The organism is Litchfieldia alkalitelluris, assembly GCF_002019645.1.
Lineage (GTDB): Bacteria > Bacillota > Bacilli > Bacillales > Bacillaceae_L > Litchfieldia > Litchfieldia alkalitelluris.
Window position 1 is genome coordinate 63,832 of sequence record NZ_KV917374.1, and the last position, 16,394, is coordinate 80,225.

Genomic DNA, 16,394 nt, shown 5'->3' on the forward strand with positions numbered 1-16,394 from the left:
CCTATTTAGGGATTTCAACCCTTTTTACTTGGGAGTGGCTTATATGTGCCATCCTTAAGTTTCTTTTTAATAGGGATAAGGAATTTACTTACATGACTGTGAAGCTCGTCTACAGTCATTCCGTCAATTCCCGGTGCACCTTTATTGGCTTTGACTTTCTCACACGCTCTGTAAAGATTATTACTATCAATCACTTTGTCAATTAAATCGATACCATCTTGCTGTCTTATTTCGTTAAGGTCAGGACTACACGCTTTCGCATATTTTTCCAGTTTCCAACCTATTCGTTTGCGAAGAGCCATCTTTCGATGTTTTCTGTGGTCTATGCACTGTCCTTACCTCCATATTCTTTCAAGATTATTATTGTTCGGTCCTTCATTCTTATAGAACTACTATGACCTCTGCTGACTTCTTACAATTCAGACTACCATCACTGGAAGACTTGTTCCTGTGAGATATTACATCTCTCTTGTCGGGAACCCTTGTAAGACTTCCCCGGGTAAGAGCTATAACCTTCCTCCAATGTAACTGCTGTATTTACTGTATGGAACTCGTGCAGTATTGGATTTCGTCACGTATGGCAGATTCGTCCATTCCAATTCAGCCTTGTATACAGTTTCTGTTCGTCAGTTCGGGATTTTGCCTCCGGCTTCCTTCAGATTCCACCTCACGATGGACACCCTTGCCATTAGCTAACAGTTCCTACTGCCAGGCCTGTAGTGGACTTTCACCACCAAGTTATAGCCCATGCCGGGCGCACCATAAAAAGGGCACCATCATGGATTAATGGGGTCCTCTTTATGACCAATACTACTACTCATCATCTTCCTCTTCTTCATCATCTTCCTCTTTCTCTTCTTCTTTAGACTCTTCCTTTTTAGGAGCCTCTTTCTTAGATGCTTCACGTTTTACTCCTTCACGCTTGGTTTCCTGACGAACTTCCTCTTCATCATCGTCCTCTTCCTCTTCTTTTTCCTCAGCTTTCTTACGTTCCTCTTTTTTACGCTCCTCTTTCTTCTGCTCTGGTTTCTTTTCGGTTTTATTTTCTGCTTTCTTAGGGGCTGGAGGAGGAACTACTGCACCTCGATCTTCGTCTACATCGTCTTCTTCCTCAGCTTCGTCATCTTTGTCGTCATCGTCATCTTTATCTCGGTCTTTGCCTTTTGCGTTGGCTTCCTTATTTTTCTCCTCTATTTCTTCCATTTCTTCTTCAAATTCCTCTTGGTCTTCTTCAATCTCCTCTTGTAACTCTCTTAAATCGTCTTCAAGGTCTTCTACATCATCCAGTTCACCTTTAGCAATTTTCTCTTGGATTTTAGCCTTTATATCTCCGATTTTTTCAAGTTTCTTGGACATTCTTTCAAAGGATTTTTCCACGTTCTTTGCTAAAGCCTCTTTAGCCTTCGGATTATCAACCTTCTCCATAGCCAGTAAAAGTGCCATCGTGTTTGCTGTAAACTGCTTCTCTAAGGCTTGGCGTACTTCACTGACAGCATCGGTTGTTCCATCACCTTCTGCTGTTCCCGTTTCTTCAGCCACTATCTCGCTATAATCCAATGCCAATTCTTGATTTTCTAATGCCTTTTGTAAGGTTGCTGCGGCTCCTTCTGTATCTCCCTCAGCGAGTAAAGCATTGGCTTCAGCAATCCGTTCTGCAGCGAAATCGGCTAACTTTTGGGCTTTTTCAACATCATTAAAGGTAAGGGCTAGAGAAACCTTTTCGGACAGAGTTTTGACAAAGTAAAAGAAATCACCTGGCAAAAGACCTGGATCATCAGCCGTTGGTTCCTCAGTTGTTGTCTCATCCGTTGGTGTAGTCGTTCCTTCGGTTCCATCAGGTGCGGGTTCCGTAGTAGTGGTTTCCCCTGTTGGAGCTGTTTCTTCTGTCGTTGTATCTGTCGTTTCAGTTATTGTATCCGTTGCACCGTCAGGACTTGTCGTGTCTGTGTTTGTTCCTGTATCCGTTGTGGTACTATCTGTCGTTGTTTCGGTAGTCGTTTCAGTTTGTGTTGTGGTTTCATGTTCATTCGCAAAGGCTTGAGTCATGTTACCTCCGAACATGATTGTGGTTACCAATGCCCCACCCATCATCACCTTAATGGCTTTCACTTTTAGAGTAGGAAAATTGTTTTTGACATAGCCTATGGCTACACGGTTAATATCTTCTTCTGTTTTCTTTGTAAGACCGAACTCTTCGGCAAACTCTTCAAAGGAATGTTGAGGTTTGATGTAAAGAATTACCTCATAGGCATCTCCTTTTGGGTTTAATTCATGTTTGTGAAAATACATCAAGCGTTACTTCCTTCCATTCTTAAATTTAGATTTCCCTTAATATACCTAGCGAATTCCTGCTGCGATTTCTACCTGTCTCTGATGGGAGGCATCGGAGTTGCCATCTACATGACGAGTACTATTCCCGAAGTACACATCAAAATGACCAGTAATTCCGTTTCCGGAAATATACTCTCTCTCATGTGGCATGAAACTCATACTAGCGGCAATCTTTCTTCCGTCAATATCTAAAATAACGGCTCTTGGAGTCCATGAAAAACCACCCCAAATGGATTTAGCGATATTCGTATCATTAGTGGTAAGGGTTTCGGAATCAGCATGATTTGCTCCAATAGTTCGTTTGATATAGAAACTTTCCCCGTGGCAAAGTCGGTAACTTTTGCGGTTTTGTTGATTGGAAAAACGTACTGTGCTTCGGTCCACCAATTCAAATATTCCCCGTGTCTCTCACTCACCACCTCTTTCACGGCGATGTTATGAACAGGAATGGTTAGTTTTTGCCCAATCGAGAGCATACTGGATGTCGTTAAATTATTGGCTCGTAATAGTTCTCCTTGTGGAATCCCGTATTTCACACTTAAATTCCAAATGTTATCACCCAAAACAACGGTGTGCGTGGTGTAAGTAACTGTATTTGTTGCAGTTTGAGTAGGTGCATTTGTTCCATCTGGAATAGTTAAGAGTTGTCCGACTCGTATAATATCCGATGTTAAACCATTGGCTGTGCGGATCGCATTTATTGTTACACCAAAGCGTTCTGCAATAACCGATAAACTGTCACCCAAACGAACAGCATACGTAAAGGTTGCTCTTTCTTCTTGTGTTGTAGGTGCAGGAGTCGGTGCTTGTGTGTCCTCAGTAGGTGTTGCTACACTACCCGATGGAATGGTAAGCGTCTGTCCAATACTAAGTATGTCAGATGACAACTGATTGGCTTGTTTTAGAGCATTGACGGTTGTTCCATAACGACTTACAATTCCCCAAAGCGTGTCTCCCGCCACAACCGTATGAAAGGTTACAGTCACGCTTGGTGTTGGTTCTGTACTTGGACTTGGTGCCACTTCTCCTCCAGTTGGAAGGGTTAATGTTTGACCAATTTGAAGGCTGTCACTCGTTAAGTTATTTGCACTCTTTAAGGCAATGACAGTTGTGCCGAACTTTTGAGCAATCCCCCATAAAGAATCTCCTTCTACAACGGTGTAGGTTGAGCCTTGAGTTTGAGTTGTTTGTGGTTCTTGTGTCATTGTTGGTGCTGGTTTACTTGTTCCGCTTCCCATTAAAACAGGAATGATAAGTGTTTGCCCAAGACGAGTAGCATCACTTGTCATCTGATTGGCTTCCTTAATGGCATCCACGTTAACTCCGTATTCTTTCGCAAGAACCGTTAAATAATCGCCTGTTTCAACTGTATGAAAGGCTTTTGGAATAATTAAGCGTTGATTGAGTTGTAATAAATCCAATGTCAGGTTGTTGGCTCTCTTAATGGCATCAACAGAGATGTTGAACTTCTTCGATAAGCCCCAAAGAGTATCACCTGAAGTAACTTGGTAGTAAACACTATTCGACTGTGCCACTTGGCTTGTTGTCGTACTTGGCTCTGCGGCATATGCAGATGATGTGTTGTTCATAAGGGGGATCGAAGCCACCACCATCCCGCCAAGCATGACCTTCACCATCGTTACTTTGACGTTTGGATACCGTTCACGTAAGACTTGCTTTGCGGATGATAGAATATCTTTTCTTGTGCCAGGAACACTCCCTAATTCCGAGGCAAACTCGGTTAAGTGATCATTTAGAAAGATGACCAACGTATAAGAATCATGTTGATTGCTTTTTTGAAGTTCATATCTTTGAACATGCTCCACTCTCTTCTCACTCTCCTTCTCTTTGACATTTATTACTTAATCTCTAGTATTCTTCAAAAGAAAAGGAAACATTATTCAAAATGAAAAAACAACTCAATAATAATGAGTTGATTTTTGTTAAATGGAGGTTGCAGAGTTAATGTAGCAGGTTTTATTACATATTGGGCCTCTTTATTGGTACTTCCAAATTATAACTTACGAATATTGAAGAGATTGTATTACAATTAAAATACACATTTTCATTACATTGTTATTTTCCTCATCATTCTCCCCTCTAAGTTCAGCAAGGAAAATGTTACCTCATATCATTTATGGGAATAAGCGGAAGTATAACCCCTCTATTTTTTTCTTTTTCCTAATACGAACATCACTATTCCAAATAATACTGCACTTATTATCCAGACCCATATCGGAATCCCATTATTGACATTTGCTTGAGGTACATTAGGTTGAGTTTTCTCTACATATTCTTCAACATCCTTATTTTTTATTGTAAAGACTTTAGATATAGAAAACGCCCTATCCGCAATATTCCCTTTTATGTTCAACGTATAATTTCCGTCTTCAAGGGTATCATGCCCCCATTGGAATGGGTACCTAATTTTTGACTTAGGAGCCATCTTGAACGGACCAAATTCTCCATTGAATAACTTATTTCCTTCTTGATCTGAAACACTATATGTACCTGTAATTTCTTCTTGAATCTTTTGGGCATCATTGGTCATTTCAATAAAAACTTGGGCAGTTTCTGGGATAAACCCAGCCTCACCTAAAAAGAAATTAGATGTAACTGTTGTTGGTAAATTCAACTGCACGGCAATGGCATATACAGTTTCCGTTTTGAGTACAAAATTCGCTGTTCCTTCCTCAACCTCTTGTTGCTGTTCAGTTTCATCCCCTTGTGTTGTAAACAGAATACCCCCTAAAAGAGTTTGTCCATCCGAACCTGGAACACTAAATTCGATTGGTACATCGACAGAAGATAGAGGAGGAACTGTTACAGTTTCTTCTATTTTAATATATTCAGCCATCCGAACAGCATCATTCAAAAGGCCGGTATCTGGAGAATCAATCTCATCCTCATACATCATTCCACCTGATGGATTTGTATAAGCATTGGCTGATTTCATACTAACTGTAACCTCTTCGTCTTCTTTATTTGTAATACGAACACTAAGGGACTGCTCATCTCCTGGATTTACAGTTAAGTCAAAGTACCCTTTGATTTGAGGATTGTGATTTTTAGGATAGATTGGTTCAATGCTTAAAGGGAGATTAGTCTCTTGGGCTTTCGCATTTTCATTAACAAAAAAAACAACCACTCCATATAAAATACAAATAGACACCCAAAACCAAACTCTTTTCAATTTCATATTTACACCTCCCTATAGTCTTTTATTTTAACCAAGTAATAGGATTTCCATTAATGGAGAAAATAAAAAAGACCATGCCTACAAGACATGGTCAATCAAATTTTGATTTATTATGGTCCAGTTGTAACAGTTACAGAAACTGTAGAAGTGTAAGTTCCTGCTTTTACATCTTTCGGTTGAAGGTTAAGTGTTAGTGTGTTTGCCGATACATCATATGCACCCATTCCACCATTTAATGCAGCAGATAGAATTTTCACACCTGTTGCATTGTCAACTTTACCACTTGCTTTTGTAAGTGTTGATACATCACTTGCTCCTGCTTGAGCCGTTACTGTTGGAAGTGCAATATCTAATGAATTTGTCGGTAATGTTAAACCCTTAACAGAGTCAGTAAATTGAGATGCTTTAACATTTAATTGCCAACCACTTCCAGTTCCTGTTGCATCAGTTACAGTAAAAGCACCTAATGAAGCAGTAGTAGTCTGAATTTGACCATTTAATGTTACAGCAGCAAAGTTATCTACTGTTGGTTGAGTCATTGATAATGAGCCACCTGTGATTGAAGAATTTGCTGCAAATGAAGATGTTGCGAATGCACCAATTACAAATCCGAACGCTGCTACATTAACTACTAATTTCTTAAAGAACTTATTCATATTATTTCCTCCTTTAGATTGGTTGTTTGATAGATTTATAGATACAAAGTTGTTTTTTTCCATTAAAAAAATCCCTCCAAAACAAATTTTGATTTGAATCGGAAGAATCTTGAATTTCAACTCATAGTGTGAGTATCATTCTCCATTCTTCAGCAGCCCAGCCACCATAATGAATTTCACTTTAGGTCTGTAGACTTTGCAGTCATCGCCTTTCGAACGACTTTGCCTTTATTGCAAGAATGAGAACGATGTTTGACTCTCTCTATCTATGTCGAATTTTGTCGTCCATCACTCTCTGAAACTAATATTACTCTGTAAATCAAAAAAAGGGTAGATATAAATTTTTTCCAGTTTAACATTTAGTTACAATGTAATTTATAGGAGGATAAAAGTGATATAATCTACTTGTTGATGAATTGTAACCTGATTCGCAATAAGCGAATTTAACATTTTGTTATACTTTACAAATAAGGAGGTAATTTTTATGGCAAAGAAAAGGATTGGCGCTAATAAGGTTGAGCCGATACTCTTACATCTTTAAAATTCATCTTTCGTGAGAGATTTCTAAATACTAACATCAATGAATTTCCTGTCATTGGTCCGTTCTTTATATTTACAAAGACATATTCTCCTAATTTAGTGAAGTATCTTTCACAAAAAATACGATAAGCAGATAACTCCTTTACCAATTTTTCTGTAATAAGTATTGTATCCTTTTTTCTGCTTTTTCCAAACACCGACATACTATGATTATCAAAATCAATTTCAGACCACTTTAGATTTACTGCCTCTTGCCTACGAATGCCTGTCCCTAAAAAAGTAATAATCAACATATAGTCACGATACGCATAATACGATTTTTCCCGTTGTTTGATTCGACGATAGTAGGAAAGCATTTGTGCATTTTGTTCATCAGTAAAAACCTCAATTTTCACATCTTCTTTTTGTGGTTTTATTTTCTTTGCGGGGTTACTCTTGATAACTTCACACTCAATCATATAGTTAAGAAAAGCACGTATGCGCATCAATTTAGAATTGATCGATCCAGCCTTATTCCCTCTTTGTTGACACTCCATAAGGAACTGCCGTATTATGCTATAAGTGATTTCTCAAACTTTACTACGCCTTGAGTTGGAATACTCACCAAACGCTCTTAACATCGTTTCATAATTACGAATGTTTTCCTTTGACGTATTTTTAAATTTTCTGTCCTCAATAAAATCTTGGTAAGCAATTTTAATCAACATAAAAAGACTACCTCCCATTTTTATGAGAAGTAGTCTATTGAGTACGAAACGTGTCTACCTGCGAAATGTTCTCATTTTAATAATAATGAAAACCTTACATCATGCCCCCCTAAGGTGAGAGTGTGTAATATCTTTAACTCCGTGTGCTTTAAGTGCAGTATTTCTGGATTTTTCTAAAATTTGTCTGTAACATCTTTAACGAGAATTTACTGTTTTTCACTAGATTGCGATAGCAAAATGTTAGCATTTATTAGGAAGTTAACCTTACACCATTATTTTCTACCTCTGCTTTGAACTAAGATTTCATTATAGATTAGAAGAAACCTCTTCCATTGTCGGAATAGCCGTTATGGCACCAACCTTCGTACAAACCAATGCACCTACTTTATTACTAAAGCAAATCATTTTTTTTGAGGCGGTCGAAGTCTTCTAAAATGGACTTAAGATCCTCTTTGGCTAATTGGTAAAGGGTGGCCCCTAAAAAGCATCACCAGCACCGGTGGAATCAATTGAATCTACTTTTACACTTGGGATGATCTCACTTCTAATCCCATTAGAGAGGTAAGTCCCTTCCTTCCCTAATGTTACAGCGACAACTCCTGCACCTAGATCATGTAGGGATTTTATCCCTTCTGCTATATTATCAAGACCGGTTATGATTTGTAGTTCTTCATCACTCACTTTAACAAAATCAGCCAATGATATTCCCACTTTTGCTAGCGTAGTAAATGTTAACATATGTCCGTTCCAAAGATCCTTTCGATAATTTGGATCAAAGGAGATGAACTTTCCAGCAGCTTTTGCACTTTTCATTGAATTTATATAGGTGGATTGAAAAGGGAAAAGTAATAATATAGGACACATTACAACGTACTGTGCAGTAAAGCTTTTCATTTTTAGACAACTTTCTAGTTGTTTAGTGTAAGAAGGATTTTCTAACATTGTAGAGATATAAATTTATTAGCTTAGTCACTTTCAATAAGGATAATATATCTCCTAAATCTGAAAAGACAATATTAGAATTTTGTAGATTACATTTTCAGATATAATTGATCCAAACGTCATTATAAAACGATTTACGAAGAGTCTATAAAGTAGAAGCTCTACGATTCACCTAACAAAAGTTAAAATATAATAAATCTAGAAACGAATTGACAATATTATGATAATCTATAAAAAATGGGGTTGAAGGGGTTAGTGATCGACTTTAAGGGATTAAACTTTTTCTGACTAACTCTTCATATGCTCATGAATCGGAAGAAAAAACGAAAGGTTTTAATCGCCAACTTGAGACTACAATTAACCGTTCTATTTCAAAATGCTCTACTAGTCCTTAAATCGAGTTTTGACCCAATTTTCATATAAAGTTTAATCACTTGGTTTTATATTAGATAAAGAGAAAGGTAAAATACAACACCAAGTTATGAAAGATGGTCTAATGATAGATGAAACGAAGAATGCCTTTACGTTAGTCATAGTTATTAAGTTAATATCAACCTCTAAATAAGGAGTGTTATGTATGTTACGAGTTATGTATGTTTCTTATTGATTTTACTCATTTTACAGTAACATCAATTATTAAGTCTTTTAAAAAATAACCCTTTTTCTAATCTACATTACTGTGTGACAATTTTCTTTACTTGTCTATATCAATTCATATCCTTTCTAAGATAAACCAATTACCATAAATATTGTTTTCATATACCTGGCTAATAGATTATCACCTATCCCTTCCATAAGTATTTATATTAGTCAATGATTGGCCACAATCTATTCATGCTTGACCATAAATTTCTAAGTAAATGGTAGTATATTATAGTTTAAGTTAATTAAAGTATAAAATTGGAAGAACATTTAAGAAATGTACCACTTTATCCGATATATATAAGAGTATATCTTAAAGGAGACAACCAATGGAGAAGACTGGCTATATTCTTGGAGTTTTTCTACAAATTGTATTTACCTTAATTTATTTTCTAACAGTAGCAGCATTAATCAGTGACCTTAGCTATTTTTATGATAGACAAGCATTTGCAGGTGCTGAAAGAGTGCTATATGCAGGTTTCTTCAATCAATTAATTCTTTATACGGTTATATATGTCGTTCTAATGATTATTGCACAGGCATTTAAATCAGCTTATAAACGGTTGAAGAAGAAACAAAAATTAGAACAGAGGAAACTATCAAGTTAGAGTTTTGATATGTAGCCGATTGGCTGGTTTGAGTTCAATATTGCATTGACTTAAACCAGCCAATTTTACTTTTATACGTTTATTATTTTTGTAATGCATGTACTACTCAATAAATACTTTTGAGTCTTTAATAAGGGTTTTAATACTTCACTATCAAAAGCTTCTTCTTTGAGGTTCCCCCAAAAAGTAATACAAAAAAGTATCTAGATTCATTCTTAGTAACTGCATGACCTAACCTTTCCGCCAAATCAAGATTTTAGTATATGATAATTAGAATAGTATTATATACTAAAAATTGGAATTACCTATATAGAAAGGAGAATTATGAGTTAATGTTAAATTCTATTTTTAGCTTTATTCAAAGCACACAAAAAGAAGCTAATCAAAGATATACTCAAAGAATATTAGATTCATGGTTTAAAGCTGATCATATTTTCTCAGTAGAAGTTACTCCAGAAACGGAATGTATATTTGAATCACTCTCCATTGAAGAACCAATTAAATTAGTATGCGATTATAATATGCCTCCATTCAATAGTTCCAAATACGATACATATCCAGCAGAGTTAGAAAGACTAAGAGATTATTTCAGTCAAGAGTTTGGAATTGCAATATATACTGATAAAACAAATCAGAAACTTGGTTATTTACCATTATTAAAAAATCCTGAATCAGACTTTGCTAGAGAAGGTTCGTACAAACATGCTATACATGATTTACTGAAAAAAAACATAAAGATATATTCTAAACTGGTAAGAGTGGAAAGAAATGATAGTCCTATAAAACCTCTTAGACCAAAGCTAAATTTTCATTACCCAGAAAGGATATATGTAGTTGAATTTCATATCAATACAGACTTAGAGAAACTAAATAAAAAAGTAAAAGAACGACTTCGATATTTAGAAAAACAGAAAATTGAACGAGAAAAAGAAGCTGCAACTTTTAGATCTACTCCCAAAAGTACCCATGTTTATGATAAAGATAATTATTTAGATTCCAGCAGTGTTTGGGATGATTATGATGAAGATGGTGTGCCTTATGAGGATTATGAAAGAAACGAGCCTTTTAATGATGATTTCTTAGACGATGATACAAATGATTTAAAAGATGTGGATAATACTAAAGAAGAAATAAGTTCTAGAAGTGATTGATGAAGATGGTATACCTTATGAGGATTATAAAAAATGATCACTAAACTCCGATAATGTTCTTTGTTGCGTAGCTTAAGTATACTACGCAACAGAATCCACTTTACAATCTAAAAAGGTTACAGAAATTTAGAGACAAATCTGTTTTTAACGGTACGATATGTTAATTTTTTAAATAGGAAGAGCAGTGGCTCCAATAGGAGTATAATAAATAAATAAAGTAATAACCATAACCCACCCTTGAGTTTACAGAGGGTGGGTTATTCATTACTCACAACACAACATCTCTATTTCTCCCCTAATTCATTACAAATCATTCAAAATACAAATCCTCCTTTGCTACCACACACTATCAATTTCCTGATTTATTTATTGAATGTTTCTTATTTTCATTGGAAATAATGAACTTTTAGCAACAAAATTTATATATGAAAGTGAGGAATGCCTATGCAAGGACATTTTTACAGAAGAAATTGTAAATGCAAAAAGAAAAAATGCACTTGTGGTTCAAAATGGGCTTTCACCGTCGATATTGGACTAGATCCATTCACCGGGAAAAGAAAGCAAAAGGTAAAAAGCGGTTTTAATACTAAGCAGGAAGCTGAAGAATCGGCTGCCACTCTTATTCATGAAATTTACCAAGGAACATATTTAGAGGAAACAGACAAAACCTTCAGTGACTTTGCTAAGGAATGGCTGCCTATCTATAGTGAATCAAAGGATGTTAAGCCCGGAACTATTCGTGTTCGACTTCATGAAATTGGGAGGTTATTACCCTACTTTGCTCAATTAAAATTGAAAGACATCACAAGAAAGATGTACCAAGATGCTCTCAATGATTTAAAAGATCAAGGGTTAGCTGATAGTACAAGGGAAGGGATTAATCGTACAGGGAGAATGATACTCCGAAAGGCCTTAGAACTGGAGATTATTAAGAAGGACCCTACGGAATTTGCTTATGTGAAGAAGGATAGGAAAACGATTGAACAACTCGAAGAAGAGGAAGTTCCAAATTACTTAGAAAAAGAAGAACTTGCCTTGTTTTTAGAAACAGCAAAACAAAATGGCCTTGAACATGATTACTTAGTGTTTTTAATACTCGCCTATACTGGAATGAGGGTTGGAGAGTTAGTTGCTCTCAAGTGGAAGGATATAGACTTCCTAAACCATACGATAAGTATTACCAAGACGTATTATAATCCAAATAACAATACCGTGGAGTATCAATTAGTCACACCCAAAACCCGAAAATCAAGGCGGAAAATTGTAGTAGATGAAGATGTTATTCAAACTTTAAAGGATCACAAGGAAGCTCAAAATCAAGTAAGAATGCGATTAGGTGACGATTATTACAATAGGGATTTTATCTTTGCTAAGAAGGAGAGACAATTCGGTTATCCCATCGTGATTAAAAATGTGAGAGACCGAATGAAAAGGCTGCTTAGAATAGCTGGCCTAAATGAAGAATTAACACCACATAGCTTAAGGCATACACACACCTCCCTACTTGCCGAAGCCAATGTGTCACTCGAACAAATCATGGACCGGCTCGGCCATACTGATGACCAAATTATAAAGAATGTGTATCTCCACGTTACGAAAGAAATGAAAAAAGAAGCTTCCCAAAAGTTCAGTGAACTCATGAGAAGCCTCCGTTAATTTACCTCAATGTTAGCAAAATGTTAGCAAACCACTCTCACCTTACCAACAAACCCAGTCATATCAAGGGTTGAGACGGCTTATTACATCATGCCGCCCATTCCACCCATGCCGCCCATATCAGGCATTCCGCCACCAGCGTTATCTTCTGGTAGGTCTGCAACTACTGCTTCAGTAGTTAAGAACATAGCTGATACAGATGCAGCGTTTTGAAGTGCAGAACGTGTAACCTTAGTTGGGTCAACGATACCAGCTTCGATCATGTTTACCCATGCGCCAGTTGCAGCGTTGAAACCAATTCCAACTTCTTCATGCTTTAGACGTTCTACAACGACTGATCCTTCCAGACCTGCGTTGTGAGCGATTTGACGAACTGGCTCTTCAAGTGCACGTAGAACAATCTTGATTCCAGTTGCTACATCACCTTCAGCTTCGATTGAAGCTACTTTATTATATACGTTTACTAGGGCAGTACCACCACCAGCAACGATTCCTTCTTCAACAGCAGCGCGAGTTGAGTTAAGTGCATCTTCAATACGAAGCTTACGCTCTTTTAACTCAGTTTCAGTTGCAGCACCAACTTTAATTACTGCTACACCACCAGCTAACTTAGCTAGACGCTCTTGTAATTTTTCTTTATCGAATTCAGAAGTAGTTTCTTCTACTTGTGCACGGATTTGGTTCACACGAGCTGCGATTGCTGCAGTGTCTCCAGCACCTTCTACGATTGTTGTATTTTCTTTTGTTACAACAATCTTAGCTGCACGACCTAGTTGAGTGATGTTTGCAGATTTAAGGTCAAGACCTAAATCTTCAGTGATCACTTCACCACCAGTTAATGTAGCGATATCTTCTAACATTGCTTTACGACGGTCACCGAATCCAGGAGCTTTAACTGCTACTGCATTGAATGTTCCACGTAATTTGTTTACTACTAGAGTTGCAAGAGCTTCCCCTTCAACATCTTCAGCAATTAGTAATAGAGATTTACCTTGTTGTACTACTTGCTCAAGAACTGGAAGAATTTCTTGAATACTAGTGATTTTCTTGTCAGTGATTAACACATATGGATTTTCTAATACAGCTTCCATTTTGTCTGAATCAGTTACCATGTAAGGTGAAGCATATCCACGGTCAAATTGCATACCTTCTACAACTTCTAATTCAGTAGAGAAACCTTTAGATTCTTCAATTGTGATAACACCGTCGTTACCAACGCGCTCCATTGCTTCAGCGATTAATTGACCAACTTCTTCGTCAGCAGCAGAAATCGAAGCAACTTGTGCAATTGAAGCTTTTCCTTCGATTGGCTTAGAAATAGCTTGTAGCTCTTCTACAGCTGCAAGAGTTGCTTTTTCAATTCCTTTACGGATACCCATTGGGTTTGCACCAGCAGTAACGTTCTTTAATCCTTCACGGATCATTGCTTGAGCTAATACAGTTGCAGTTGTTGTACCGTCACCAGCAACATCGTTTGTTTTGCTAGCTACTTCAGCAACAAGCTTTGCACCCATGTTTTCAAACGCATCTTCTAATTCGATTTCTTTTGCAATTGTTACACCATCATTAGTAATTAATGGAGAACCATACTTTTTCTCAAGAACCACGTTACGACCTTTTGGTCCAAGTGTTACTTTAACAGCATTTGCAAGTGCGTCTACACCGCGAAGCATAGAGCGACGAGCTTCTTCACTAAATTTAATTTCTTTTGCCATTTGTAAAGACCTCCTCAAAGTTTTTATTTTTATGTTGTTCTATGATATAGAGCTGTTTATTAACCGATAACAGCTAAAATGTCGCTTTCGCGTAAAATTAAGTATTCATTGCCTTCGTACTTTACTTCAGTACCAGCATATTTTGAGAAGATGATACGATCGCCTTCAGACAATTCTAGAGCAACACGCTCACCACTGTCTAACACACGACCTGTTCCAACAGCTACAACTTTTCCTTCTTGTGGCTTTTCTTTTGCAGAGTCTGGTAATACGATACCACTTGCAGTTTTTTCTTCTGATTGAACTAGTTCAATAACAACACGATCACCTAATGGCTTTAACAAGTGAAACAACCTCCTCAATTAATTAACGTTATTTTTTACCTTTTTATTAGCACTCAACCATCTTGAGTGCTAACACAATTATTATATTAATGAATCTCGATTTTTTTTGCAAGTATTTACTATTAATTTTTTTAAAAAGAATGATGGTTTTTATGTAATGAAACATAATAGAGGACATAAGTATCTCTAAGACAAACTTTTTCGTACACCCTTCTAAATTATGTCACAACTTCTAAAATATAAACCTCTAGTGAAACTTTTTTAGCAAAAATCGTATTACTAATAGTTATTAAGTGAACTATGGTAAAATATGAAGGGATAAACTGACATTGAATTTTCTATAAGACAAAGGAGCTATTCATTTGGAAAAACGATATTGGTATGTAATCTTAACGTATATTTTAATGCAAATATCTAGCTTAATTGGAGTACCTATTCTGTTGAAACTAAATATTGTCACAGGTGAAAATACAAGGGAAGCCATTACACTCGCTTCTACCTATTGGATTATCATAAGTTTCACCCTGGGATTAATAATAACTCTACTATTAATGAGAAGAGATCTTGCTGTAAATGACCGCAGCATTGAGCGTTCGCCTTTGGGAGCGACGATTGGATGGTCGATCGGTGGTATTTTTCTTGCGATGCTAGCACAAGGTATTGCAGCAAATATTGAAGTGCAGTTATTTGGGGTCGATCCAGGCTCGGAAAACACCCAACAAATCATGGATCTTGTTAGAATGACACCATTTCTCATCATTGTTGTATCTGTAATTGGACCTATTTTAGAGGAGATTATTTTTAGAAAAATCGTTTTTGGAACACTCTATAAACGATTTAACTTTTTCATCTCTGCACTATTAAGCTCCGTCTTATTTGCTGCAGTGCATATGGAATTTGAACACATATTACTTTATTCCGCGATGGGCTTCACATTTGCCTTTTTATATGTAAAAACAAAACGAATTATTGTTCCTATTTTTGCACATGTCGCGATGAATACACTCGTGGTTGTGATTCAAACAGTGTTTGCTGAAGATATTGAGCGTATCTTAGAGGAAGCAGAGCAATTACAAGGATTTATTTCCTGGTTGATTTAATTTAGTATTTGGAGGATCATGTATGCGTCGTATTTCTCCCTTGTTCATGGGGTTCATTTATTTATTAATGGGATTTCTTTTTACCTATCTAGCAGTAGGTAGTGCAACTGAAACAGTGTGGAATTTCTCAACCATTTTACTTATGCTAGTCGCTACATTTGATTTTGGTGTCGCGATAAGAATGTTTCTTTTACATCAAAAGATTAAAAAAATAAAGGATAAACAATAAAAGATAAGTAGTTCCATTTTGGAGTACAAACTCGAAAATAGCAGTTCAAAAGGACTGCTATTTTCTTGTATAATCGTAGATATATTCACTGTTAAAATTGCAGCCTTTTCTTAAATACCAATTTTTATAAGATTATTCTGTAAAAATGTTATTCTATAAACAGAGCTTAATTAAAGGATCATAGCAAGTCCGAGATGCGTAGTATATATATTGGATACTACGTATATTTTTATTCACGGTCACCTTTGAAGCCATCGTTACTCGTATTTGACTTTAACTACGCCCGCCGTAGATAAAACTAGAGGAAAAGATTTCCCTTAATTCATAAATAGCATTGAAAACAGCATAAATAGAGGGAGAAATTTCCCTAATTTGACTAGAAACACTTGAAAATAGGTGGTTTTGTTTTATATAAGTGGAAAAACTCCCCCTATTTACCTCAAAACCTGCTCTAATCTGTAAATAGCGGAAAAATCTACGCTTATTTTTTTCGCTAGGGTTTTTATTTTTAAAATAGCATACGAATCTAATTCGAATTCGTATGCTAAAATTGATTTTCTTATTTTGCGCTCTT

At 36.4% G+C, this 16,394-nt stretch carries 16 protein-coding genes and 1 riboswitch; of the genes, 5 read left to right on the forward strand and 11 right to left on the reverse strand.

Annotated features, from left to right (window positions below; all coding sequences use genetic code 11):
• Window positions 1-14: 14 nt before the first annotated feature.
• From BK579_RS26205 to BK579_RS00290, 9 genes are all read right to left on the reverse strand, one after another.
• Window positions 15-302 (reverse strand): hypothetical protein, encoded by a 288-nt coding sequence (locus BK579_RS26205; protein ID WP_235848300.1) that lies wholly within the window; start codon window positions 300-302, stop codon window positions 15-17.
• A gap of 511 nt (window positions 303-813) precedes the next feature.
• Window positions 814-2,289, reverse strand: a complete 1,476-nt coding sequence (locus BK579_RS00265; RefSeq protein ID WP_078543021.1) for a DUF5667 domain-containing protein — start codon at window positions 2,287-2,289, stop codon at window positions 814-816.
• A gap of 48 nt (window positions 2,290-2,337) precedes the next feature.
• Window positions 2,338-2,481, reverse strand: coding sequence for a hypothetical protein (locus BK579_RS25390; protein WP_204524651.1), 144 nt, complete (start codon window positions 2,479-2,481; stop codon window positions 2,338-2,340).
• A 38-nt stretch (window positions 2,482-2,519) separates the two neighbouring features.
• The gene (locus BK579_RS00270; RefSeq protein WP_078543022.1) at window positions 2,520-4,157 is read right to left on the reverse strand and encodes a muramidase family protein; all 1,638 of its coding nucleotides are present in this window, start codon (window positions 4,155-4,157) and stop codon (window positions 2,520-2,522) included.
• Between the two features lie 338 nt (window positions 4,158-4,495).
• Window positions 4,496-5,530 carry a DUF916 domain-containing protein gene (locus tag BK579_RS00275; RefSeq protein WP_078543023.1) on the reverse strand — a complete coding sequence of 345 codons (1,035 nt, stop codon included), beginning with the start codon at window positions 5,528-5,530 and terminating at the stop codon, window positions 4,496-4,498.
• 110 nt (window positions 5,531-5,640) lie between these two features.
• A complete protein-coding gene (locus BK579_RS00280; RefSeq protein ID WP_078550282.1) occupies window positions 5,641-6,186 on the reverse strand; it encodes a WxL domain-containing protein in 546 nt (181 codons plus the stop codon).
• 148 nt (window positions 6,187-6,334) lie between these two features.
• A riboswitch (cyclic di-GMP riboswitch) is annotated at window positions 6,335-6,423 on the reverse strand.
• Window positions 6,424-6,692: 269 nt separating this feature from the next.
• Entirely contained in the window at window positions 6,693-7,211 is a 519-nt protein-coding gene (locus BK579_RS00285) for a tyrosine-type recombinase/integrase (protein WP_204524652.1), read from the reverse strand.
• Window positions 7,212-7,295: 84 nt separating this feature from the next.
• The gene (locus BK579_RS25395) at window positions 7,296-7,433 is read right to left on the reverse strand and encodes a hypothetical protein (RefSeq protein WP_169891030.1); all 138 of its coding nucleotides are present in this window, start codon (window positions 7,431-7,433) and stop codon (window positions 7,296-7,298) included.
• Between the two features lie 477 nt (window positions 7,434-7,910).
• Window positions 7,911-8,375 (reverse strand): PfkB family carbohydrate kinase, encoded by a 465-nt coding sequence (locus tag BK579_RS00290; RefSeq protein ID WP_235848301.1) that lies wholly within the window; start codon window positions 8,373-8,375, stop codon window positions 7,911-7,913.
• 971 nt (window positions 8,376-9,346) lie between these two features.
• On the opposite strand from BK579_RS00290, the gene BK579_RS00295 reads away from it, so the two are divergent.
• The 3 genes from BK579_RS00295 (at window position 9,347) to BK579_RS00305 (ending at window position 12,432) form a co-directional block, all read left to right on the forward strand.
• Complete coding sequence (locus tag BK579_RS00295; protein ID WP_078543025.1) at window positions 9,347-9,625, forward strand: hypothetical protein; 279 nt, start codon at window positions 9,347-9,349, stop codon at window positions 9,623-9,625.
• Between the two features lie 332 nt (window positions 9,626-9,957).
• A complete protein-coding gene (locus tag BK579_RS00300; protein ID WP_078543026.1) occupies window positions 9,958-10,776 on the forward strand; it encodes a hypothetical protein in 819 nt (272 codons plus the stop codon).
• Window positions 10,777-11,220: 444 nt separating this feature from the next.
• Complete coding sequence (locus BK579_RS00305; protein WP_078543027.1) at window positions 11,221-12,432, forward strand: site-specific integrase; 1,212 nt, start codon at window positions 11,221-11,223, stop codon at window positions 12,430-12,432.
• An 83-nt stretch (window positions 12,433-12,515) separates the two neighbouring features.
• Here BK579_RS00305 and groL read toward each other — a convergent pair whose 3' ends face one another.
• Both groL and groES read right to left on the reverse strand, forming a co-directional pair.
• The gene (groL, locus tag BK579_RS00310) at window positions 12,516-14,147 is read right to left on the reverse strand and encodes a chaperonin GroEL (protein ID WP_078543028.1); all 1,632 of its coding nucleotides are present in this window, start codon (window positions 14,145-14,147) and stop codon (window positions 12,516-12,518) included.
• Between the two features lie 59 nt (window positions 14,148-14,206).
• The gene (gene groES, locus BK579_RS00315) at window positions 14,207-14,491 is read right to left on the reverse strand and encodes a co-chaperone GroES (RefSeq protein WP_078543029.1); all 285 of its coding nucleotides are present in this window, start codon (window positions 14,489-14,491) and stop codon (window positions 14,207-14,209) included.
• Between the two features lie 362 nt (window positions 14,492-14,853).
• On the opposite strand from groES, the gene BK579_RS00320 reads away from it, so the two are divergent.
• Together BK579_RS00320 and BK579_RS00325 are read left to right on the forward strand one after the other, a co-directional pair.
• Window positions 14,854-15,591 (forward strand): CPBP family intramembrane glutamic endopeptidase, encoded by a 738-nt coding sequence (locus BK579_RS00320; RefSeq protein WP_078543030.1) that lies wholly within the window; start codon window positions 14,854-14,856, stop codon window positions 15,589-15,591.
• Window positions 15,592-15,613: 22 nt separating this feature from the next.
• Window positions 15,614-15,820 (forward strand): YdiK family protein, encoded by a 207-nt coding sequence (locus BK579_RS00325; protein ID WP_078543031.1) that lies wholly within the window; start codon window positions 15,614-15,616, stop codon window positions 15,818-15,820.
• Window positions 15,821-16,394: the final 574 nt, after the last annotated feature.